The 22,269-nt window shown below is 62.3% G+C and carries 19 protein-coding genes and 1 pseudogene; 15 read left to right on the top strand and 5 right to left on the bottom strand.

What is annotated here, in order from left to right; genetic code table 11:
• Window positions 1-151: 151 nt before the first annotated feature.
• The 6 genes and pseudogenes from P9272_RS08675 (at window position 152) to P9272_RS08650 (ending at window position 7,294) form a co-directional block, all read left to right on the top strand.
• Window positions 152-1,216: a sugar ABC transporter substrate-binding protein gene (locus tag P9272_RS08675; RefSeq protein WP_278160193.1), complete on the top strand. Its 1,065-nt coding sequence runs from the start codon at window positions 152-154 to the stop codon at window positions 1,214-1,216.
• 127 nt (window positions 1,217-1,343) lie between these two features.
• Window positions 1,344-2,846: a sugar ABC transporter ATP-binding protein gene (locus P9272_RS08670; RefSeq protein WP_278160192.1), complete on the top strand. Its 1,503-nt coding sequence runs from the start codon at window positions 1,344-1,346 to the stop codon at window positions 2,844-2,846.
• Between the two features lie 42 nt (window positions 2,847-2,888).
• Entirely contained in the window at window positions 2,889-3,878 is a 990-nt protein-coding gene (locus P9272_RS08665) for an ABC transporter permease (protein WP_278160191.1), read from the top strand.
• Window positions 3,875-4,843, top strand: coding sequence for an ABC transporter permease (locus tag P9272_RS08660; protein ID WP_278160190.1), 969 nt, complete (start codon window positions 3,875-3,877; stop codon window positions 4,841-4,843). Before P9272_RS08665 ends, P9272_RS08660 begins: the two co-directional genes overlap by 4 nt.
• A gap of 2 nt (window positions 4,844-4,845) precedes the next feature.
• Entirely contained in the window at window positions 4,846-5,727 is an 882-nt protein-coding gene (locus P9272_RS08655) for an SMP-30/gluconolactonase/LRE family protein (protein ID WP_278160189.1), read from the top strand.
• Window positions 5,728-6,649: 922 nt separating this feature from the next.
• A pseudogene (locus tag P9272_RS08650) lies at window positions 6,650-7,294 on the top strand (tyrosine-type recombinase/integrase).
• A gap of 308 nt (window positions 7,295-7,602) precedes the next feature.
• Here P9272_RS08650 and P9272_RS08645 read toward each other — a convergent pair.
• The 4 genes from P9272_RS08645 to P9272_RS08630 are packed head-to-tail and all read right to left on the bottom strand — an operon-like array spanning window position 7,603 to window position 9,730.
• Window positions 7,603-7,776, bottom strand: a complete 174-nt coding sequence (locus tag P9272_RS08645; protein WP_278160188.1) for a hypothetical protein — start codon at window positions 7,774-7,776, stop codon at window positions 7,603-7,605.
• Between the two features lie 30 nt (window positions 7,777-7,806).
• A complete protein-coding gene (locus P9272_RS08640; RefSeq protein ID WP_278160187.1) occupies window positions 7,807-8,934 on the bottom strand; it encodes a WD40 repeat domain-containing protein in 1,128 nt (375 codons plus the stop codon).
• Window positions 8,931-9,275 carry a hypothetical protein gene (locus P9272_RS08635; protein WP_128256659.1) on the bottom strand — a complete coding sequence of 115 codons (345 nt, stop codon included), beginning with the start codon at window positions 9,273-9,275 and terminating at the stop codon, window positions 8,931-8,933. Before P9272_RS08635 ends, P9272_RS08640 begins: the two co-directional genes overlap by 4 nt.
• The gene (locus P9272_RS08630; RefSeq protein WP_278160186.1) at window positions 9,275-9,730 is read right to left on the bottom strand and encodes a hypothetical protein; all 456 of its coding nucleotides are present in this window, start codon (window positions 9,728-9,730) and stop codon (window positions 9,275-9,277) included. Before P9272_RS08630 ends, P9272_RS08635 begins: the two co-directional genes overlap by 1 nt.
• 547 nt (window positions 9,731-10,277) lie before the next feature.
• On the opposite strand from P9272_RS08630, the gene P9272_RS08625 reads away from it, so the two are divergent.
• The 9 genes from P9272_RS08625 (at window position 10,278) to P9272_RS08585 (ending at window position 20,051) form a co-directional block, all read left to right on the top strand.
• Window positions 10,278-11,951 (top strand): aromatic/alkene/methane monooxygenase hydroxylase/oxygenase subunit alpha, encoded by a 1,674-nt coding sequence (locus tag P9272_RS08625; RefSeq protein ID WP_208648384.1) that lies wholly within the window; start codon window positions 10,278-10,280, stop codon window positions 11,949-11,951.
• Between the two features lie 104 nt (window positions 11,952-12,055).
• Window positions 12,056-13,114 carry a 2Fe-2S iron-sulfur cluster binding domain-containing protein gene (locus P9272_RS08620; RefSeq protein ID WP_278160185.1) on the top strand — a complete coding sequence of 353 codons (1,059 nt, stop codon included), beginning with the start codon at window positions 12,056-12,058 and terminating at the stop codon, window positions 13,112-13,114.
• Between the two features lie 53 nt (window positions 13,115-13,167).
• Window positions 13,168-14,226 (top strand): aromatic/alkene monooxygenase hydroxylase subunit beta, encoded by a 1,059-nt coding sequence (locus P9272_RS08615; RefSeq protein ID WP_278160184.1) that lies wholly within the window; start codon window positions 13,168-13,170, stop codon window positions 14,224-14,226.
• A 16-nt stretch (window positions 14,227-14,242) separates the two neighbouring features.
• Complete coding sequence (locus P9272_RS08610; RefSeq protein WP_128256654.1) at window positions 14,243-14,611, top strand: MmoB/DmpM family protein; 369 nt, start codon at window positions 14,243-14,245, stop codon at window positions 14,609-14,611.
• A gap of 70 nt (window positions 14,612-14,681) precedes the next feature.
• Window positions 14,682-15,704, top strand: coding sequence for an amidohydrolase family protein (locus P9272_RS08605; protein WP_278160183.1), 1,023 nt, complete (start codon window positions 14,682-14,684; stop codon window positions 15,702-15,704).
• A 5-nt stretch (window positions 15,705-15,709) separates the two neighbouring features.
• Window positions 15,710-16,507, top strand: coding sequence for an iron-sulfur cluster assembly protein (locus P9272_RS08600; protein ID WP_278160182.1), 798 nt, complete (start codon window positions 15,710-15,712; stop codon window positions 16,505-16,507).
• Window positions 16,508-16,583: 76 nt separating this feature from the next.
• Complete coding sequence (locus tag P9272_RS08595; RefSeq protein WP_278160180.1) at window positions 16,584-18,215, top strand: molecular chaperone GroEL; 1,632 nt, start codon at window positions 16,584-16,586, stop codon at window positions 18,213-18,215.
• Window positions 18,216-18,245: 30 nt separating this feature from the next.
• Window positions 18,246-19,289: an NAD(P)-dependent alcohol dehydrogenase gene (locus tag P9272_RS08590; protein WP_128256650.1), complete on the top strand. Its 1,044-nt coding sequence runs from the start codon at window positions 18,246-18,248 to the stop codon at window positions 19,287-19,289.
• A 72-nt stretch (window positions 19,290-19,361) separates the two neighbouring features.
• Window positions 19,362-20,051, top strand: coding sequence for an aquaporin (locus P9272_RS08585; RefSeq protein WP_278160179.1), 690 nt, complete (start codon window positions 19,362-19,364; stop codon window positions 20,049-20,051).
• A gap of 81 nt (window positions 20,052-20,132) precedes the next feature.
• Here P9272_RS08585 and P9272_RS08580 read toward each other — a convergent pair whose 3' ends face one another.
• Window positions 20,133-22,211: a sigma-54-dependent Fis family transcriptional regulator gene (locus P9272_RS08580; RefSeq protein ID WP_278160178.1), complete on the bottom strand. Its 2,079-nt coding sequence runs from the start codon at window positions 22,209-22,211 to the stop codon at window positions 20,133-20,135.
• Between the last annotated feature and the right edge of the window lie 58 nt (window positions 22,212-22,269).

The following is a 22,269-nucleotide window of genomic DNA, read 5'->3' as shown; positions in this document are numbered from 1 at the left end:
GTGTCCCCCGTGGGGGGGGGGGGCTTTGGCGGGCCTTTAGCCACACGCGGGGTGTAGATCACCCCACTGGTGGCCTTGTTATGTTTTTTTTCTGTGGGGGGCGCGGCGGCGCGGCCCCACGATTTTGAAACGAAACGGGAGGAGAAAAACCATGAAGTTATTGAGCCGTTATACCGGCCTCGCAGCGCTTGCCGCCACCATGATGGCGGTCGGCATTCAGGCTGGCCATGCCGAGGACAAGAAGCCCTACACCATCTATCTCTCCAACAATTTCGTCGGCAATGACTGGCGCCAGCAGATGGAGCGCGTCGCCACCGTGTCGGTCAACAAGGGACCGCTGAAAGGCCGCGTCGACCTCAAGATCGAGAATGTCGAGAACACCGTACAGGCGCAGATCAACTCGCTGAACAACATCATCCGCCAGAAGCCGGACGCTATCCTCGTCGATGCCGGTTCGGATACGGCGCTCAACCCCACCATCAAGAAGGCCTGCGACGCCGGCATCGTCGTCATCAGCTTCGATCAGGTGGTGACCGAGCCTTGCGCCTATGCCGTCGCTTCCGACTGGAACCGCATTCCCGCCGTCATGGCCGAATGGATGGCCGTGCAACTCGGTGGCAAGGGCAACATCATCCTCGACCGCGGCCTAGCCGGCGCGCCGATCTCGGCGCAGCTGCAGGGCGGCTATGAAAAGGTGCTGGCCAAATATCCCGACATCAAGGTGGTCGGCTATTACAACGGCAATTACGCGCTCGGACCGGAACAGTCCGGTGTCGCGGCGCTGCTTGCCGCCAATCCGAAGATCGATGGCATCATGACTCAGGGCTACGGCTCCGGCGCCATACAGGCGCTGAAGGATGCCGGCCGGCCGATCGTCCCGGTCGTCGGCTTCTCCTACAATGTCGCGGCCGTCACCTGCGCGCAGACGCAAGGGGCCAAGTGCATCCTCGGCTCGAACCCCGCCTATCTCTCCTCGGAAGCGATCAAGCTTGCGGTCGACATTCTCGATACCGGCAAGAAGCCGGCCGAGCGCTCGATCTCGGTCAAGGGCGATTTCGTGACGACCGATCCCTTCGAGTCGAAACTTTATCCGGGCACCAAGATGATCAAGATCGCGGTCGGCGAGAATGCCTTCCCCGACCAGGCGCCCGGGCTGACGCTGCCGATCACGCCTGACTGGGTTGAGATCACTGCCGCGGAAGCCGCCGGCAAGTAACAGCTTAAATCATGATCCTGTCTCCCGGCATCGAGCGATGCCGGGAGACCTTTTCGAGCAATTCCAGGAAAAGTGCGGGCGGTTTTCCGTCCGGAATTGCGAAAAACAAGGAGATAGAAGGCGGCCCATGGATCTCGTCAGCGTCAACGGCCTGTCCAAACGCTATGGCGGCATCGTCGCGCTGAGCGAAGCGACATTCAGCGCGCGCGCGGGCGAGGTGCACGCGCTGCTCGGCGAAAACGGCGCAGGCAAAAGCACCTTCATCCAGATCCTGTCGGGAGCGGTGCAGCATGATGGCGGCACCATCCTGGTCGACGGGCAGGATTATCGGCCGGCGAATCCGGATGACGCGCAGGCGCGCGGCATCGCCGCCGTCTTCCAGGAACTATCGCTCATCCCCGATCTCAGCGTCGAGCAGAACATCTGGTTCCGCCACGAGCCGAGGACATGGCTTGGCACCGTCAACCGCTCGGAAATGCGCCGTAGGACGCTGGCGCTGCTTGAAAAATATGATTTCCCGACGCTGCGTCCCGAGCAGGAATTGCGACGGCTGACGCTCGCCGAACGGCAGATCGTCGAGATCGCCAAGGGCCTGGCCAAGGACCCGCGCATCCTCATCCTCGACGAGGCGACTTCGGCGCTGCCGGCACGTGAGGCTGAATGGCTGTTGAAGCTCACCCGGCAGTTGGCCGAGGAGGGCAGGCTGGTCATCTTCATCTCGCACCGCATGGCCGAGGTTCGCGCCATCGCCGACCGGCTGACGATCTTCCGCAATGGCAGCACCGTTGCCGCGCACGAGGCCAATGCCGTCTCCGACGACGAGATCGTCACGCAGATGATCGGCCGGCATCTCGACCGGCTCTATCCCGAGCGTGTGCCGACCATGACCGATCGCATCGCGCTGAAGGTTGCAAACCTCGCCAGCGGCAGCCGTCTCTCAGGTGTGGACTTCTCGCTTCGCGAGGGCGAGGTGCTCGGCGTCGGCGGCTTGCAGGGCCACGGCCAGCGCGAGCTGTTCCAGGCGCTGTTCGGCGCCACGAAGGCGAGCGGCGCGATCGAGCTTTGGGGCAGGCCAACGGCGATCGGCAATCCGCGTCAGGCGCTGACCGGCAAGGACGGCATCGCGCTGGTGCCGGAAGACCGGCGCGGCCAGGGCCTGCTGTTGACCAAGAGCGTGCGCGAGAACCTGACGCTGTCGGTGATAAAGCGCTTCACGGAGAACGGCCTGCTCAGCCGGCAGAAGGAAGCGGCTTTGGTCAAGGAGATGGTCGATTTCCTGCGCATCAAGGCCGGCACGCCGGAGCAGCTTGCCGGAACCCTATCCGGAGGCAACCAGCAGAAGGTGATCTTCGGCAAGATGCTTCTGACGGAAGCGCGCGTGCTCCTGCTTTACGATCCGACACGCGGCGTCGATGTCGGCACCAAGGGCGAGATCTTCCAGCTGATGCGTGATCTCGCCGCAAAGGGCTATGCCATCCTGTTCCATTCGAGCGATATGCCCGAGCTCGTCCATGTCGCCGACCGGGTGCTGGTCATGCGCAACGGCCGGATCGCCGCGACGCTGGAGGGTGATAACATTTCGGAAGAGGGGATCCTGCGCGCCGCCATGCTTGAAACCAGGGCGGCCTGAGGCATGGTGATGTCCGCGGAGCAAACTGTGGAAAGGGCGCAAATGCCGGCGCAAACCAAGGATTCCAAGCCAGGCATCGATTGGCGTGGCCGCGTGCTCGACCGTGCGCCGTTCCTTGTCGCTTGCCTGATGCTGGCCTTGATCGTCGCCATCTATGGCAACCTGCAGTCCGGTGTCTTCAGCCTGGACGAGCTCAATCTCGACACGGCTGCGGCGATGACGCTGATGCTGGCGGCGACTGGGCAGACCATCGTTCTGGTGCGGGGCGGCATCGATCTGTCGATCGGCGGCATGATCAGCCTCGGCACGGTGATCGCGGCGACGCGTTTCACCGACGATCCCTCGACCACGGCGTTCTGGGCGCTGGCCATACTGGCGCTCGGTTTCCTCATCGGAGCGCTCAATGGGCTGTTGATCTCGCTGCTCAAGCTGCAGCCCTTCCTGGTGACGCTCGCCACCTGGTCGATCCTCAACGGCTTCGCCATGATCATCCTGCCGACCGATGGCGGCAGCGTCCCCGGCTGGTGGGTCGGTTTCGCTTCCGCGCAACTCCTCGGCCTGACCAGCCCGGTCTGGATGCTGCTGGCGCTGCTGCTGTTCTGGTGGTGGTTCCGGGCGACGCGCGTCGGCATCACCATCCAGGCTTCCGGCTCCAATGAGAAATCGGCCTTCCTGTCTGGCGTTTCGATCACCCGCGTCAACATCGTCACCTATGGCCTGTCCGGCGTGTTAGCGGCGGGCGCGGCTCTGTTCCTGATAACACAGACCGGCGCCGGCTCGCCGACCATCGGCAAGGACTATATCCTGCCTTCCGTGGCTGCCGCGGTGATCGGCGGCGTCAGCCTGTTCGGCGGCCGCGGCCATCTGGCCGGCACGCTGATCGGCGCCTTCGTGCTCACCCTCATCGGCAATCTGGTCTTCGTCCTGCACGTGTCCAGCTATTGGCAGCCGGTAGCGTCCGGCGTCATCCTGCTGCTTTCGGTGCTGGCAAGCTCGGTCGCCGAGAAGGCCGCGAGGAGCCGCGTCCAATGAGCGCTTTCCTCGCCCGCAACCGCCTCATCGTGCTCGCCTATGCCGGCATGGTCGTGCTGCTGCTCGTCACGGCGCTGTTCTCGCCGGGCTTCCTCTCGGTCTCCAACATGCGCTCAACCGTGGTGCTGGCGGCCTTCGTCGGCATCGTCGCGCTCGGCCAGACCTTCGTCATCATCGGCGGCGGCATCGACCTTTCGGTGCCCTGGGTGCTGAATTCCGCGGCGATCGTCATGGCGCTGCTATGCGGCGGCCAGGACCTGCCGCTGATCTGGGTCATGCCGCTGCTGCTTGCCGGCGGCGCCTTCATCGGGCTCGTCAACGGCGTCGGCGTCGCCCAGTTCGGCGTGCCGCCGATCATCATGACCTTGGCCACCAACGTCATCCTGCAGGGCCTGATCCTGGTTTTGACCGGTGGCTCGCCGACGCCGTCGGCGCCAGCGCTGATCCAGTTCCTCTCGGTCGGACGCATCGGCGGCTTCCCGGTCATCGCGCTGATCTGGCTTGCGCTGACGCTGGTGGCCACGCTGCTGCTCTCCAAGGCGGCGTTCGGGCGTCATCTCTATGCTCTGGGAACCAGCGCGACCGTCGCAGAATTCTCCGGCGTGCCGACCGCGCACACCACCATCCTGACCTATGTCGTCTCCGGCCTCACCGCCGCTTTCGCTGGCATGCTTTTGACCGGCTATTCCGGCCAGGCCTATCTCGGCATGGGCGACGCCTATCTGTTCACCTCGATCGCGGCCGTCGCCATCGGCGGCGCTTCGATCCTCGGCGGCAGTGGGCATTATCTCGGCACCGTCGCGGGCGCCATGGTGCTGACCATCCTTACCGGGCTGTTGCCGGCGCTCAACCTGTCGAGCGGCGCGCTGCTCGTCGTCTACGGCGCGGTTATCCTGATCACGGTATCGATCGGCAGCGAGACCTTCGCCGGGCTCGGCGGCAGAATTCGCGGCAGAAGGGTTTGAATATGGTCGAAATCACATGCGTCGTCGATGCTGGGGCAGAGCTGGGCGAGGGTACGCTCTGGGACCCCAAGGCTGGCGTGCTGTGGTGGATCGACATCTGGAAGAAGCTGATCCACCGCTACGATCCCACGACCGGCAAGGACGAGGTGTTCGAGACGCCGGAATATCTCGGCTGCCTCGGCCTGCGCGAGAAAGGCGGCCTGGTGCTGACCATGGCCGACGGCTTCCATTTCTTCGACCCGGCGACCGGCAAATTCGAGGCGATCGTCGACCCGGAAGCGCATATGCCGAACACCCGCTTCAACGACGGCAAGCCGGACCGGCAGGGCCGCTTCTGGTCGGGCTCGATGTTCGAGGTGCCAGGCAAGCCGATCGAATTCATCGGCGCGCTGTATCGGCTCGATCCCGATCTTTCGGTGCACAAGATGATCGACGGCATCGGCTGCTCCAACGGGCTCGCCTGGAGCCCGGATTCGAAGACCATGTATTTCTCCGACAGCCATGCCGGCGCGGTGTGGGCGTATGATTTCGATCCTGCCACCGGCGATATCGAGAACCGCCGCAGCTTCATAGACATGGCGGTTACCGGTGGCGTGGCGGACGGCGCCACTGTCGACGCCGAAGGCTGCTACTGGGTGACCATACCGGTGACAAGCAAGGTCTGCCGCTACGATCCGACGGGAAGGCTGATGCAGACCGTGCTTTTGCCGACCGACCTGCCGACCTGCTGCGAGTTCGGGGGCAAGGACCTCGACATCCTGTATGTCACCTCCGCCGTGCTCAGGCGGCCGGCAAGCCATTTCGTCGGCCAGAAGCATCCGGGCGGACTGTTTGCGCTCGATGTCGGCGTCAAGGGCCTGACACTGCCGGCATTCAAGGGATAACGGCAGCCCCTGGACATGCGCGCCGAGCTGGCAGATGAGATATGCTGCTGGCCTGATTGGTGAGTTGATGCACTTGGAGGTGAGGGCCATGATCCTCGGCGTGAACGTTGACGACGCCCCCGCGGAAGGAATTGAGATTTGACCATGGTCGCCTCTCGGGTTTGCCGCGAGGCTGCCGCCCGACAAATCTGATGGCAGATTCCGGTCTCCGAAAGCTGACAGACCACTTCCGATGGCAGACATTTCGGTGCTTCCGGTTTGTACGCCTTTATTTGCTGCGTCGGGACAGGGTTGCCGACTGGTACGGTTCGCGGAACCATACGGAAAGTACGGGAAGATGTCTGGACTGTGCCCGCGAAAAAGATTGCGAAATCAATGATTTGAGGGCATCCTCCGGGCCCACCATTATCGTTATTTATCCATGATTTATAGGGTTGTTCGCCAAGCATCGGCTTGCGCGTCACGAGGCGTACGACTCGATCTCCCAACACCGATAGCCGCTGCGGTATCGCATGAAAGACTGCCGCAGCTACAACCCGCGTTCTCGGAAGGCCGGAAACTAATATTCCCTAATGTCTGGCGGGTCTTTTAGGTTGACGTTGTGCTACATTAATCTTGAAGGCTTTCTGCTCAGGCTGGGGGGCAGCCAAGCCTATGAAGAAGCGCGACGGGAGGGCTTCCGAATTGGGGCATCTCGGATGGCAATTCGATGGCGGCTGGCGCCTTCTTCAGTATGGTGGCCAGGTCTTTCGCCGCCTGTGAGATCCAGTTTTCGGTCATCAGCATCTAAATTGAGACCGGTCAGATCATTTGAAGGCGGGAAGTGGAAATGAAGGGCGATTAGCGCCCTCGCTTCCCGAAAGCCGTCAGTCAACTACCGGCCCCTTCAACCGTCTGCCGGCGTTTTCTCCGGTGGCCAATCATGCCGAAGGAGAAACGAACGCTCGTGCTACGATCTCACCGCCTCCGATCGCCGGCATGGAATGCAGGCAAGAAGGTCGGAACGAAACGCCCTCTGAAACCTCGACAGATATGGGCGATACGCTTCTTTCTCGATCGGCAACGGCGTCTATGAGACAGAGCGGTCTTCGATTTGGCGATCGACAGCAAGTTGCGCGGCTGCGATCTCGTCAAGATCAAAATCGGCAACCTTGTTCTCGGGCCGGAAATTCGTACCCTCGCGATGGTAGTGCAACAGAAGACAGGACGACCGGTTCAGTTCGGGTTGATGAGCGATGCACGCTCCAGTCTTCTCGTATGGCTAGATCGGAGCGGCGGCACGGTCGACGATTATGCGTTCCCGAGCAGGATCGACCCAAAGCGTCACATGAGCACGAGGCAGTATGCCCGCCTCGTAGACGAATGGGTTGTGGCGATCGGACTTCGACCTAAGGAATAGGGAACGCATTCGCTGCGGCGTACCAAAGCGTCGATCATTTACAAGACAACAGGTAACCTCCGCGCTGTTCAGATTCTGCTGGGCCACACCAAAATCGAGAACACAGTCCGATATCTCGGCGTCGACGTAGAAGATGCTCTCGAACTCGCCGAGGCCACGGAAGTCTAACCAGACGCGGCTCCATGTCCGAGTGGAGCGGCGGATGCCTTGCGCCTTCATGTCAGCCGCAGAGGCAAACGCTGCCTCCACCCGGAAGCAGACATGCGGGTGACGATGCCGCTGACCGTGGCCGCGCCGGAAGCGGACGCTGGCAAAGCAGGTGCCCCGGAGCACTTTCCTTTTCGAGACGACAAACCGCTTTGATCGTGTCGACGATTTTGTTGCGGTTTCACCTGAATGGCGCGGCTGCGCCCTGGGAAACGTTCGATGAGTGCTGACCGAGCACCTAGGGAGCGCCGGTCATGAGCGCCTCGGCATTAATTGGTCGTCAGAGGGCTCGCCCGATTTTCGGCAATCCACCGGGCAGCCAGCACCAACGCTCCCATGCTGAAATCCTTGCCGTGCTTGGCTACCATCTCTTCCGACAGTTTGGCGAGCCGTTCGAACAATTCGTCCTTGCTTTTTTCTTCGGCTGTGAGTTCGGTTTGCATTCCATCCTCCTGTTTTGGGCGGGCCCGCGGCTATTTGAAAAGCAGCGCCGGGAAGGTGATGATCGCAGCGGTGCCATCCACCATCCCTGCAGCCAGATGCTGCCCATCACCGGACCAGGCCAGTGCGGTGATCGCGCTGCCAGAGAGCTTCACCACAAGTTCGTCGCGCGATCCGATCTGGCCGACAGCGACGCGGCCATTGGCATAACCTGCGGCAATGATTTTCCTCTCCGGGTGCGCTGCCACCGTCTCGACAGGAACCAGCCCAGGGCGACCTGTCTCAAGCGCGCCGGAAGCCGCGTCATGAAGCGGCGGGGCAGCCATCGACCAGCCGGCGATACGGAAAGCGCCCGACGCAAACAGCGCATTCGCCGGCCGGCTCCAGCATACCGTCCGGACCGGCGAGGGAAATCCGCCGACGATGGCCGTTTGACCATTTGCCGGACAGGCAAGAACAAAGCCTCCGGTCTCAAGTCCACATGCCAGCCATGAACCGTCACCGCTCCAGCGGAGCGACGTCGCGCCTGCCGGCGTCGAAAATTCGCCTATCGGCGCCAGATCGGCATCGACCGTCCAGATCGACACTCCCTTGCCGGAATCGAAGGCAAGTCGCTTCCCGTCCGGCGAGAAGGCAATCGTGTGCGTCGATGAGGGCCCTGCTTGCCGCAGCTTCACCACATCATCATGGGCGCGGGACAGGAAGACGTCATGCCCATTGGTGATGGCGGTCGTGGCTGTTCCAGCACTATGGTCGATGGCGACGACCGGCCCGTCGATGTTAATGGGTGTCTCCGCGACTTCGCCGTCCGCCGCCAGATGCATCGCCCGGCCGGTCGCCGCACCAACCAGGAAGCCGGAGCGAAGATAGCTCGTGATCGGCACGTCACCATCTCCCAGAGTTGAGGTGGCGATCAGCGGAGCCGGAGGCTTCTGGCGCGGTCGGATCGTCGTTTGTCCGAGGTCGCCGCTTACCCTGATCCTCGATTCCGGCGGCTCCTGATCAGCCACCGGCCCGATAGCGACGGTTCCGTCCACGGAGGTGAATGCGACGGCAGAGGCATCGGCGCTGAAACATGCGGCGGCAACCGCCGCCGGTCGCTGCCAGCTTCGCGCCAACAGGTCGAACGGGCTCAGGTTATGCGATGTTTGCTGGTTCACGGCGCCTCTCCCTCACTGCCGCTGGTTGCCTTCGCAAGCGCGCGGTCGACATCTGCGATCTCGCCCTCGATTGCCATGATGCGTTCCTCGATCTTCATGCATGCCTCCGTCGCGGCCGCGGCGCTTTGTTCAGCGTTATGCAAATCCTGCACCAGTTGGATGCCGGCGCCCTCTCTCCCGATTTCGAGCTGCAGGCGCAGCACTTCCATTTCGATACCGGCAAGCTTCTGATTGAGCCGTAGTACTTCGGCCGTCAGCGCCGAGGCATCGCCGACAAGGGCCAGCCGGCGAGTGGCCAGCGCGGCGAGAGCTGAGGCTTGTCCCTTTCCCGAGCCGGCCATCACTGTCCTTCCGCGGGCTTTTCGAATGCCGACAACAGTCCCGAGAGACCGCCGGCCTGGGCGTGGAACTGCTTTTCGGCGGTCTCGATATGGCTCTTCAACTGGTCCCAGATGTCCACCCGGATCATGGATGTCGTGTCGCCGGTGAGGCGCTCGATTTCTTCAACGCGGAACTGGCGCGACAGCGAAACGCCGGAAAACACGAAGTCGCGCAACAGGATCGCGTGGCTCTCAATGAACAGATGGATCATCGGATGCGTTTCGGCTGTCACGCCGCGGGCGGCAAGCTCTGCCCGGATGAAATCCTGGAAGTGGCCCTGTAGGCGGTGCTGGCTCTCGCCCATGAAGCGCATGACAAAAACGAGATCGCGCGGCATCAACCTGACGAGTTCGGCGCTCACGTCGTCCGGCTGGTTTGGCTGGGGAAGGTCTGGGCTGTCGTTGTCGCTCGGCATCGTGTTTTCCCGGCTTTGCGTCTTGCCCGCAATCTGCTCTCAAATAATGTGTGAAATGATTGAAATGAATAGAGGATGATTTATTTTATTTATATCGCGACTGCTAACATTATATTCCGCAATGCACAAAAAAATATAAAATATTACATCTGTAACATACAACTGTAAAATATCGTTACAGTTACTCGACGTTTGCTGGATGGATCTAGTTGCGATCCCGGCTCAGCATTGGTCATGGGTCCTAATTTTCAACTTGGCACGACGCTTGCTTCACCATTGGCATAAGAAGCCCATCGCGCTCCGACGCGGTGCCAAAAGAACGAAGGACCGGAGGAAGCAGCAGGATACGCGCTTCGACACGCCCATCGCGTGTCGCAGCTCCCGCAGATCCCCGAAAACCTTTGCCGCGATCCACTTGAACGGCCGGACCCTGTGTCGCGCCTGAAGGCGCAACCCTTTGTCGTGCCGTTCGCCAACTCACTGGCGGCCTTGTGTGCCGTCTCATGCCGTGGATCGAGGGATCCTTGGCTCAACCTGGTGGAGGCTTATGACGATGTCGTCGTTGACGCTTAACAAGATTACCTCGCAGCGCGGTATTTCCGTGGGCGAGGCAACCAAGAAGATTTCCGACCTCGGTTGGAATCCGACCTATGTCCAGGAAGCAATGACGTTTCCGACCGACTACAAGATCGCCAAGGCGCCGCGCGATCCGATGAAGCAGGTGCTGCGCTCCTATTTCCCCATGCAGGAGGAAAAGGACAATCGCGTCTACGGCGCGCTCGATGCCGCCCTTCGCGGCGATATGTTCCGCAATGTCGAGCCGCGCTGGGTGGAGTGGATGAAGCTTTTCCTCGCCATCATTCCTTTCCCGGAAATTTCCGCCGCTCGCTCGATGGCGATGGTGGCGCGACTGGCGCCTGGCGAGGACCTCAGAACCGGCTTCACCATGCAGATGGTCGACGAGTTCCGCCACTCCACCATCCAGATGAATCTGAAGAAGTGGTACATGGAGAACTACATCGACCCGGCCGGTTTCGACATCACCGAGGAAGCCTTCGGCAAGTGCTACGCGACCACGATCGGCCGCCAGTTCGGCGAAGGCTTTATCACCGGCGATACGATGACGGCTGCCTGCATGTACCTGACCGTCGTCGCCGAGACCGCCTTCACCAACACGCTCTTCGTTGCCATGCCCTCCGAGGCCGCCCGCAACGGTGACTATGCGCTGCCGACCGTGTTCCTGTCGGTGCAGTCCGACGAGAGCCGCCACATCGGCAACGGCCATTCGCTGCTGATGGCCGCGCTGAAAGAGCCGGAGAACCACCTGCTGCTGGAACGCGACCTGCGCTATGCCTTCTGGCAGAACCACGCCATCGTTGACGCCGCCATCGGCACCTTCATCGAATACGGCACCACCAATCGAGACAAGAACAAGGAATCCTACGCGGAGATGTGGCACCGCTGGATCTACGAAGACTACTATCGCACCTACATGCTGCCGCTTGAGAAGTACGGCATCAAGGTTCACCACGACGATGTGCAGGCCGCCTGGGAGCGCATCACCAAGAAGAACTACGTCCACAAGGTCGGCCAGTTCTTCGCGGTCGGCTGGCCGGTCAACTTCTGGCGCATCGAGGCGCAGACCGACAAGGACTTCGAGTGGTTCGAGCACAAATATCCGGGCTGGTACGCCGAGTTCGGCGACTTCTGGAAATGGTACGCCAAGCTCAGCCACAAGGGCGAGAAGGTGCTGCTGTTCAACAGCGATGTCGGCTACGTCTATCCGCACCGCTGCTGGTCCTGCCTGGTGCCCTGCCTGATCCGCGAGGACATGGTGGTCGACGAGATCGACGGGCAGCTGCACACCTTCGCTCACGAGCTCGACCGCTGGACCGCCGTCGAAGCCTTCGCCGACGAGTATCAGGGCCGTCCGACGCCCGCAATGGGCCGCTTCAGCGGCAAGCGCGAATGGGAGACGCTCTATGACGGCTGGGATCTCGCCGACGCGATCAAGGATCTCAACTTCGTCCGTTCCGACGGCAAGACGCTGATCCCACAGCCGCATCTGCGCTTCGGCGCCGACGAGCAGTGGACGCTCGACGACGTGCGCGGCAACGTCCTCGGATCGCCGCTCAAGGCGCTTCGCGGCATGTCGCCGGCGGACCGCGAGAAGCACCTGGCCGAGTATCGGGCGGGCTTCACCATCACGCCGTTCAACTGACCATCGGTGCGCGGGGGGCGGGTCCCCGACCCCCCGCTCCATCCAGAGGAAGGCCACTTCCCGCCCGCAAGGGCGGGGAACGGAGAAGAATTGGGAGGTTATCGATGACTGGTGCTCACACGGTGCGGCTGGAACCGGTCGGCGTCGAGTTCGAGGTCGAAAACGGCGAGACGGTGCTGAACGCAGCATTCCGCCAGGGTATCGCGCTGCCGCATGGCTGCAAGGAAGGGCAATGCTCGGCCTGCAAATGCGTGTTGCTCGAAGGCGAAGTCGACATGCTGAAATATTCGACCTTCGCGCTCAACGACATGGAGAAGGAGAGCGGCCACGTCCTGTTGTGCCGGTCGATCGCCTATTCCGACATGCAGGTCGAGCTCCTCAACTACGACGAGGAGGTTCTGGCGAAATCGATCGCGGTGAAGACGTTCAAAGGCCGCATCTCGAAATTCGAGCATCTGACCCACGACATTCGCGGCATCGAGATCGAACTCGGCTCGCCGATAAAATTCTGGGCTGGGCAATATGTCGACATCACGGTCACTACGCAAAAAGGGGAGACGATTACGCGCTCGTTCTCCATGGCAAATACGCCGGACCAAACGCAAAAGCTCTCCTTCATCATCAAGAAGTATCCCGAAGGAAAATTCTCCGGAGAACTCGATTCCGGAGGAATTCGCGTCGGAGCCGAGGTCGCGGTCGTCGGACCCTATGGAACCTGCTTCCGGCGGGAAGAACGGCAAGGCCCCCTGATCCTGGTCGGCGCCGGTTCCGGCATGTCGCCGGTCTGGTCGATCCTCAACGATCACCTGAAGAGCGGCGAGAAGCGGGACGTCTATTTCTTCTACGGTGCGCGGACGCCGGGCGACCTGTTTTATCTCGACAGGATCGCCGAGCTCGCCGGCCGACACCCGGAGCTGAACTTCATCCCCGTTCTCTCGCACGTCAACGGCGAAGCCTGGGACGGCGAGCGCGGCTTCGTGCACCAGAGCGTCGACGCCAAGCTCAAGCAACTCGCTGTCGACGGCCAGGGCGATGTCTACGCCTGTGGCCCGCCGCCAATGATCGATGCGCTGCAGCCCGTCCTGTTCATGAACGGCTTCGAGGCCGAACGCATCTTCTTCGACAGGTTCACCACATCGTCCAACGCCACCCCGGCCCATTGAGGCGTGCCGGAGCCGCCGACTTTAGAGCAACTGCAACAAAGGGAGTGAAAACAATGGTAGCAACGTCGAGTTCAGTAGGATCGGGAGCCGCGGGCGCCGCGATCTTCGCCGATTCGGACAGCCGCAAATATCGGTACTTCGATCCGAAAGGTCAGCGCGCCACCCACTACGAGGATGTCACGGTCGACGTGCAGCCCGACCCGGAGCGCTACCTGATCCAGGACTGGATCATCAACTTCCCGGACGGCAAAGGCGCCTATGTCAAAGACAACACGGCCGCCAAGAGCTCGAACTGGCATGCCTTCCGCGCTCCTGACCAGGAGTGGGAACGCACGCATTACCAGCGTCAGTCGAAGATCGAGACGATGGTGCAGAGCGTCATTACCAACGCCCGCCGTGCCGGCGCGCCGAAGACGTTCGACAAGGTCTGGGCCAAGCTCCTGCAGGCGCATCTCGGAGCATGGAAGCATGCCGAGTTCGGCCTGGGCACGTCGCTCATGCAGGCGCAGCGCTACGGCTACACGCAGATGATTAACAATGCGACGCTGACCAACTCTTCCTACAAGCTGAGGCTCGCCCAGGACATCACGCTCTATCTCGCCGAGATCGGCATGGACATCGCCGGCTGGGACGACGAGCTCGGCAAGAAGCACTGGCTCGAGGACGGCGCGTGGCAGGGCGCCCGCGAGGCGGTCGAGACCATCATGGGCACGAGCGACTATCTCGAGCAGTACTTCGCCATCAACATCGTGTTCGAGCCGCTGGTCGGCGAGTTGTTCCGCTCCGGCTTCCTGATGCAGGCGGCAGCGGCCAACCACGACTTCATCACGCCGCCGGTGATCTCGGCGGCTGAAGCCGACTACGAGCGCAACCTCGCCAACACCATCGACCTGATCTACCTGCTCGCCAACGACGAGAAGCATGGCGCGGCAAACAGGAAGCTGTTCCAGGGCTGGGCGAACAAGCACGGCGCGCTCGCCGACAAGGCAGCCACCGGCCTGCAGCCGATCTGGTCGATGCCACATTCCAAGCCGGTTTCCTTCACCGACGTTCGCGCCCAATCCGAGGAACGGATCGGCCGGATCCTCGGTGAACTCGGCCTCAAGCGCTGAACAGGGAGAGAAGATCATGTCAGTAGCAGCACGCGACGCCTCGCAGTCCAACATCTTCAAGTCGATGAAGGACATCACTTTTGAGCAGACGATCTCGCACCAGTGCGGTGTCACCATGAACGACTCGGTCGAGGCCCGCGCCATCGCCGAATTCATGGGCAAGAAGCCTGGAGTCATCGTCACCTATCAGCCGGCCATGATCCGCATCGACGGCAGCGGCAAGCTGATCTTCAAGATGGACGAGATCAGCGAATATCTCGGCCGCGAGATGACCGCGGAGATCTTCGAGGTCAACACCTCCACCCACTACGGCCGCATGGTGCGCATCGACGACAACACCGTGATCCTGTTCGGCAACATGGACGAGGTCTTCGAGTACATCTGAGAAAGCCCCGGCGCGCCGCCGGTTTCGGCGCGCCGGCCCTCATCAACACGACGATTGCGGAGGCAAGAAAATGTATACGACACCTGAAGGCAAGGACATCTTCGTGGTCGACGGCCACACCCATTTCTGGGACGGCAGCCCGGAAAACCAGAAGAACATCCACGGCAAGCAGTTCATCGACTGCTTCTATGCCTATCACACCGGGCTGAGCCCGAAAGATCAGCTCTGGGAGAAGGGCAAGTTCGAAAAATACAGCGCCGACGATCTCTACCGCGATCTGTTCATCGACGGTCCCGACGACGTGGCGATCGTCCAGTCGACCTACCTGAAGGATTTCTACAAGAACGGCTTCAACACGATCGAGCGCAACGCGGAGGTGGCCAAACGCTATCCGGAGCGGTTCATCGTCAACGGCGCCTTCGATCCGCGCGATGGCGAGAAGGCGCTCGAATACATCCATTTCATGAAGGAGACTTACGACATCAAGGGCGTGAAGATGTACACGGCCGAGTGGAATGGCGTCTCCAAGGGCTGGACGCTCACCGATCCTGATGCCTACAGGTGCTTCGAGCTGTGCGACAAGCTCGGCATCAGGAACATCCACGTCCACAAGGGCCCGACGATCATCCCGCTCAGCAAGGATGCCTTCGACGTGCATGACGTCGACCATGCGGCGACGGATTTCCAGGCCCTAAACTGGATCGTCGAGCATTGCGGGCTGCCGCGCCTCGACGATTTCTGCTGGATCGCGACGCAGGAAACCAACGTCTATGGCGGCCTGGCCGTGGCATTGCCCTTCATCCATTCGCGCCCGCGTTATTTCGGCGAGGTCATCGCTGAATTGCTGTTCTGGGTAGGGCCGGAGAAGATCTTGTTCGGCTCCGATTACGCGATCTGGACGCCCCGCTGGCTTGTCGAGAAATTCTGGGCCTATCAGATTCCTCAGGACATCGCCGTGGAGCGTGGTGTGCAACTGACCGACGAGATCAAGGAGAAGATCCTCGGCCTGAACGCCGCGCGCCTCTACAACATCGACATCGATGCCAAGAAGAAGGCGCTCGCAAGCTCGCCCTTCAGCATCGCGGCGGAGTAGGAACCATGGCAACCGCCAGCGTTTCCGACAGCCGCGAGAAGGAACTCTGGCGGCGCCTTGGTGAGGTCAACGACCCGGAACTCGACGAACCCATCACCGAGATGGGCTTCGTCGAGCGGGCCGAGGTGAAGGATGACGGCAGCGTGGAGGTCGATTTCCGCCTGCCGACCTACTGGTGCTCGCCCAACTTCGCCTTCCTCATGCTCGACGGTGTGCGTACCGCGCTCGACCGGCTCTCCTGGTCACCGGCCTATGGCGTCAAACTGCACGACCATATGTTCGCCGACGAGGTCAATCGTGGCATCGAGGCCGGCAAGACATTCGGCGACATATTCGCTGAGCTGGCCGCGGACACGGATCTCGGCGCCGTGCGTGAAACTTTCAGGATAAAGGCATTCAAACGGCGCCAGGAAGCGGTTTTGTGCGGCCTGCGGCAATACGGCCTGACGGACCGGGAAATCGTCGGAATGGACCTGCCGGCATACGACGTCGCGCGGTTAGAACCGGGCGAAGCCGCCAAACAGAAGCCCAGGTACAGGGCGGCTCTGCTTGAGCGCTTTCCCGACCGCAGGACGGATGGTCCTGTCTTCGTGACATGGGAAGAGCGGCACATACCGCCCGATGCGCTCAGCGCCTATCTCGCCGAACTGCGCGGCGTGCGCGTCAACATGGAGTTCAACGGCGCGCTTTGCCGTGGGCTCAAGCAGACCCGGTACAAGGAACTGGACGTGGTCGACGGCGAACCGACGCTGGTCGATTTCATCATGGACCGCGTGCCCGCGCGAAACGCGCCGGTCACCTAAGCAGAAACGAAAGCAACGGCCTCCCCCGCACGAGGCCCCTAACCAACAAACCGCCCGTAAGGAGGAAGGAGGAGTCATGCCCAAAATCATGCTTCACAATTCAGAGGCCCGCCGAGCTCTTGCCCGAGGCGTCTTCAGGCTGGCGACGGCCGTCGAGCCGACGCTCGGGCCCAAAGGCATGAACGCCATGATCGACCGGCCGATTGGCACGCCGATGGTGACGCGCGACGGCGTCAGCATCGCTTCCGAGATCGAACTCCACGATCGCTTCGAGAACATGGGCGCGCAAGTGGTCCGCGAAGTCTCGATGCAGACGAACGAAGTGGCGGGCGACGGCACGACGACTGCCATCGTGCTCGCCAATGCGCTGATCCAGGGCGGTGTCGAGGCAAACGAACGCGGCGCGAAATCCGTCGATCTGTGCAAGGGCATCGAGCTTGCCGTAGGGGCGGTGGTTTCGGCCCTCAAGGCATCCGCCAGGCCTGCCAAGGGCAATGGTATCCTCGCCTCGGTCGCCAACATCGCCGCGACCGACGCGAGGCTTGGCGCGCTTGTGGCGGAAGCGCATCAGCGCGTTGGGGCGGAAGGCGTCATCACCACGGACTTCAGCGTGACCACCGAGACCACGCTCGACGTCGTCGAGGGCATGTCCTTCGATCGAGGCTACCTCTCGCATCACATGGTCACCGACCAGGAGAAGATGGAGGCCGTGCTCGAGCGGCCGTTCATCCTGATGACCGATCTCAAGATCAAGGAACCGATGGCACTCGAGGCTGCGCGCCGCATCGCAGACGACGCCGGGCGGCCGCTGCTGATCGTGTCCGAGGAAGTGTCGCCGGAAGTCGTGGTGACGCTGCTCGGCAAGCAAGGGCCCGGCAAATACCTCGTCGTCCATCCGCCGGAATACGGCCATTGGCGCAAGGCGATGATGGAGGATCTGGCGATCATCACCGGTGGCCGTGTGATTGCCCGCGACCTAGGCGGCCGGTTGGAGGACATCACGGTCGATGATCTTGGGACCGCCGAGCGGGTGAGGACCAGCTCGTCCTACACATCGATCATTCGCGGTGGCGGCGACCATGACGCGATCGCCTCGCGGCGGGCCCAGGTGCAGCGCCAATATGAAGCCGCGCCGCCGAACATTGAACAGGACAAGCTGCGCGAGCGCCTGGCCAAGCTCTCGGGCGGCACCGCCATCCTCTATGCCGGCGGCGTCACGCCGGTCGAGCAGAAGCGGACCATACAGCTGATCGAGGATTCGCTGAATGCGGTGCGCGCGGCGTCCGAGGAGGGCGTGGTCGCCGGCGGCGGCTCGGCGTTGGCCCAGATCGCGCCGCTGCTCGACAAGGTGGCGACCAGTGTCGAGGGCGATGTCGCCGAAGGTGTGCGTCTGGTCCGCTCGGTGCTGACACGGCCACTATGGCGCATCGCCGCCAATGCCGGCGCCGATCCCGACGCCGTGGTGTGCGAAGTGACGCGTATCAACGGCGGCTACGGCTACAACGCATCCGCCGGCAATTACCAGAACATGTTCGAAGCCGGGATCATCGACCCTGTTCGCGTCACCTATACGGCGCTCGCCAATGCGGCTTCGGTCGCGACGCTGATCCTGACCACTGAAACCTTGATCGGCGATCTCGCCGAGGATGAGGACCCGACGGCCGGCCCGGCGCTCGGCGGTGGCGCGGAAAAGCTCGGCCGCGCCTGAACCAATTTCCGGACTTGAGAGGATACGACGATGAAAGCTGCCAGACTTTACGAATACGATCCGAAAATGAACGTGAAGCTCAAGATCGAGGAGGTCAAGGCGCCGACGATCACCGCCCCCGACGAGGTGATCGTGCGGGTCGGCGCCGCCGGCCTCTGCCGCACCGACCTGCACATCATCGAAGGGGTGTGGAAGCCGACCATGGACCCCGAGGGCACGCTGCTGCCCTATATCATGGGTCATGAAAATGCCGGCTGGGTCGAGGAGGTCGGCAGCGGCGTCAGGTCGGTCAAGCGCGGCGACGCCGTGATCTGCCATCCCTTCCGCTCCTGCGGCATCTGTCTCAACTGCCGGCACGGCGAGGACATGTACTGCGATAACGGACAGTTTCCAGGCCTGGGCATGAATGGCGGCTTCGCTGAATACTTCATCACCAGCGAGCGCTCGCTGATCAAGCTGAATGCCAATGTCACGCCAATCGAAGTGGCGCCGCTGGCCGATGCTGGCATCACCGCCTACCGGGCAGCCAAACGCGCCGCGAAGCTTTTGCGGCCAGGCAGCTATTGCGTCCTGCTCGGCATAGGCGGGCTCGGCCACATCGCGCTGCAATCGCTGCATGCTATTTCCGGTTGCCGCATCATTGCCGTCGACCGGGAGCCGGCGGCGCGCGTGCTGGCAAAGGACCTCGGCGCCGATTTTGTTCTCGACGGCGGGCCGAATGTCGTCGACGAGGTGAAGGCGATCACCAGCGGTGGCGCTCATGTGGTCATCGACTTCGTCGGCGAGCTCGGCGTCGAGAACATCTGCTGGAAGATGGTGCGCAAGGGCGGCCAGCTGTTCGTCGTCGGCTATGGCGGCTCGGTCAACGTGCCGACCGCGCATCTGGTTATCGAGGAGATCAACATCGGCGGCAGCCTAGTCGGCAATTTCACCGAGCTCGTCGAACTGATGGAACTCAACGCCGATGGCAAGGTGAAGATGCATTACACCGAATACAACCTCGCCAGCATCAACGCAGCGCTCGACGATTTCAAGAACCGGCGGTTCACCGGCCGCGGCGTCATCGTGCCGTGAAACGCCTGGACCGAACGCCGCGCAGACCGGTGCGGCGCCCGGTCCCCATCATCATCCAGAGGGAGAGAAAATATGAACAAATACATCTGTGAATTCGTCGGAACCTTCGCGCTGGTCTTCTTCGGCTGCGCAACGGTTCTTTTCATGCGCTCCGAGGTCGGCCTGCTCGGCGTCGCCATGGCCTTCGGCCTGTCGGTGGTGGCGATGGCCTACTCGATCGGGCCGATTTCGGGCGCGCATCTCAATCCGGCGGTGAGCCTCGGCGTGTTTGTTTCCGGCCGGATGAAATCCGGCGATCTGATCGGCTATGTCGTCGCGCAATGTCTGGGAGCGATCTTCGCATCGGCCGTCCTTTATGTGATCGTGGAAGGGAAGGGCGGTGGCTACGACGTCGCCGCCAATGGCTTTGCCCAGAACGGCTGGTCGGCCTATTCGGCGACATCGGCCTTCCTGTTCGAGGCAGTCGCCGCCTTCCTTTTTCTGGTCGTCATCCTTCGCGCGACCGGCGAAGGCGGAGCAGGTCCCCTGGCCGGACTGGCGATTGGGCTCACGCTGGTCATGATCCATCTTGCCGGCATCGCTGTGTCCGGATCGTCCGTCAACCCGGCCCGCTCGCTAGGTCCAGCCCTGTTCGCCGGCGGGGCGGCGCTGTCGCAGCTCTGGCTGTATATCGTCGCGCCTTGCCTTGGCGCCGCCGCGGCCGGATTCGCGCTGCGCGCTGGCGTGATCGGCGCCGGCGAGCCGGCTCCGCAACTCGCCTGATCGATGGTCAATCCAATGCCCTTAGTTGACTGAGTTCCCTCGAACCCGTGGCGCGAATGCTACGGGTTCTTTTGCCGCCGCTCAGACGAATCCGCGTCGGATGCCGTATTGATCGAGTTTGCGGTAGAGCGTTGGCCGCGAAATGCCGAGCCTCAGGGCAACCTTGCTGAGATTTCCATTCTCGGCGGCAAGGGCGTTCCTGATAGCCTGGCGCTCGCCATCCTCGAACGTGCACACCGGCGCCTCGAGCATGGCTGTGGGATTGTCGCTGTACGCCGTCGCGCCGTTGTGATTGCCGGCGGTGATTTCCCACGGGAGATCCTCAAGGCCTATGGCGCTGTTGCGCGCCAGGATATGCAGGCGCTCCATCAGGTTCTTCAGCTCGCGCACATTGCCCGGCCAGCGATAGGCCAGCAGCGCGTCGAGCGCGCGGCTTGAAAACCGCAGCGGATCGCTGCCGGCCTTGTCCGCGATATGGCGATTGAAATGCTCGACCAGCAACAGCACGTCCTCGCCGCGTTCGCGCAAGGCGGGGACGCGGATCGAGACGGCGCCGATGCGGTAATAGAGGTCGCTGCGAAAGCGCCCGGCCGCGACTTCCTGCTTGAGATCGCGATTGGTCGAGGCGACCAGCCGGACGTCCACCGGCCGCCCCCTGCTGTCACCGATGCGGTGAACGACACGCTCTTCCAGCACGCGCAACAGGAACGGCTGGATATCGAGCGGCAACTCTCCAATTTCGTCGAGGCTGAGCACGCCGCCGTTGGCCTGCTCGAAGACGCCCGCCTTGCCCTCACGCGAGGCGCCGGTAAAGGCGCCAGCCACATGGCCGAACAGCTCGCTGCCGAACAGCTCCTTGGTGATGGCGCCGCAATTCAACGCGACGAACGGGTCGTTGTCCGTACGCCGACTGCCGGCATGGACAAGCCGCGCGAACAACTCCTTGCCGACGCCGGTTTCGCCTTCTATCAGCAGCGACGTCACGCCCCTCGACCGAGCCACGCGGGAGGCGACATCGATGGCGGCCAGCAGCTTCTCGCTCTCACCGACGATCATCGACGTTGCTGCCTGCAACGGTTTGTTTGTCTCCCGGCTGATCACCGCCACACCCGAAACCACCGGCGCGGCAGGGAACACCAGAGCCGCGCCGCTGAGATTCCCGTCCAGTTTCAGTGGCGTGATGTGGCAGGACCGCAGATGCGCCGGGAGTGCCTCGGCGAGATCGCTGTCCGAGCCGGACGCTGGCAGGTTCATGAGCCAACGACCGCGACCCGGCTCGATCGGCCCATCCGTCACCTCGGTGGTTTCGCCATTGGGCACGTTGTTGCAGAAGATCGTTCGGCCACGGTGATCGACGATCACCAGACCGTCCTTGCCGCGATAACCGGGCGCCGACGAAATGAAGGCTTCGAGCAAGCGGGTGCGCTGTTCCTGCTGCTGCTCGGCCAATGCCTTTTCAATCTGCCTGGCAGTGGCGGCGACAAGTGCGGTATTGTGGGGCCGGAAGATCGGCGAATAGCCTGACAGGTCAACGACGCCGATAATCTTTCCATCCAATGGGTCGCGGATCGGCGCGCCGGCGCAGGTCCAGCCTTTGATGCCAGCGCAGAAATGCTCGGCCGCGTGGACGAAGATCGGTTCGCCGGTCCAGAGCGCGGTGCCGATCCCGTTGGTCCCGACAGCGCCCTCATTCCATTTGCCGCCGATGGCTAGATGAATGTCCATGCCATCATGCAGGGTCTTCTTGTCGCCGATGGCTTCGATCAGCACGCCATCACTGTCGGCGAGCACCAGCATCGCTCCGGTCCCTTCCAGCAACGGGCCCAGAGAGGCGAAGGGCCGCCGCGCCGCCGAAAGCAGCTCGGCGTTGGCGCGGGTCAGATACTCGATCTCGTCACGATTGCTGTTGAGGGGGGCCTCGACGCCTTGCGCGTTGATCCCGCCAGTGGCGCTCCGGTACCAGGATTCGTGGATCAGCGAGCGGACCTGGACCGGATCGCGCGCGCATTTTGGCGCGTCGGATAGGAAGTTTTCCCAGGCGCGCATGGTGGCGCGCTCGTCATAGTCTGTGGTATCCAGTGCCAGCTGTCCTGCGGCTATCGGCGCGCGCGTCGGAAGGCCACCGGTCTTCATCTGGTTGGTATCGATCCCGCGTTTCATTCAGTCATCACAGAACCTTGGGGGCACGGTATTTCTGTACGCTGTCGGGCTGCAGTTT

Source organism: Mesorhizobium sp. WSM4976, from assembly GCF_029625685.1.
GTDB lineage: Bacteria > Pseudomonadota > Alphaproteobacteria > Rhizobiales > Rhizobiaceae > Mesorhizobium.
Note: the sequence above shows the minus strand (reverse complement) of the source record. Positions and strands in the feature narration are given on the sequence as shown.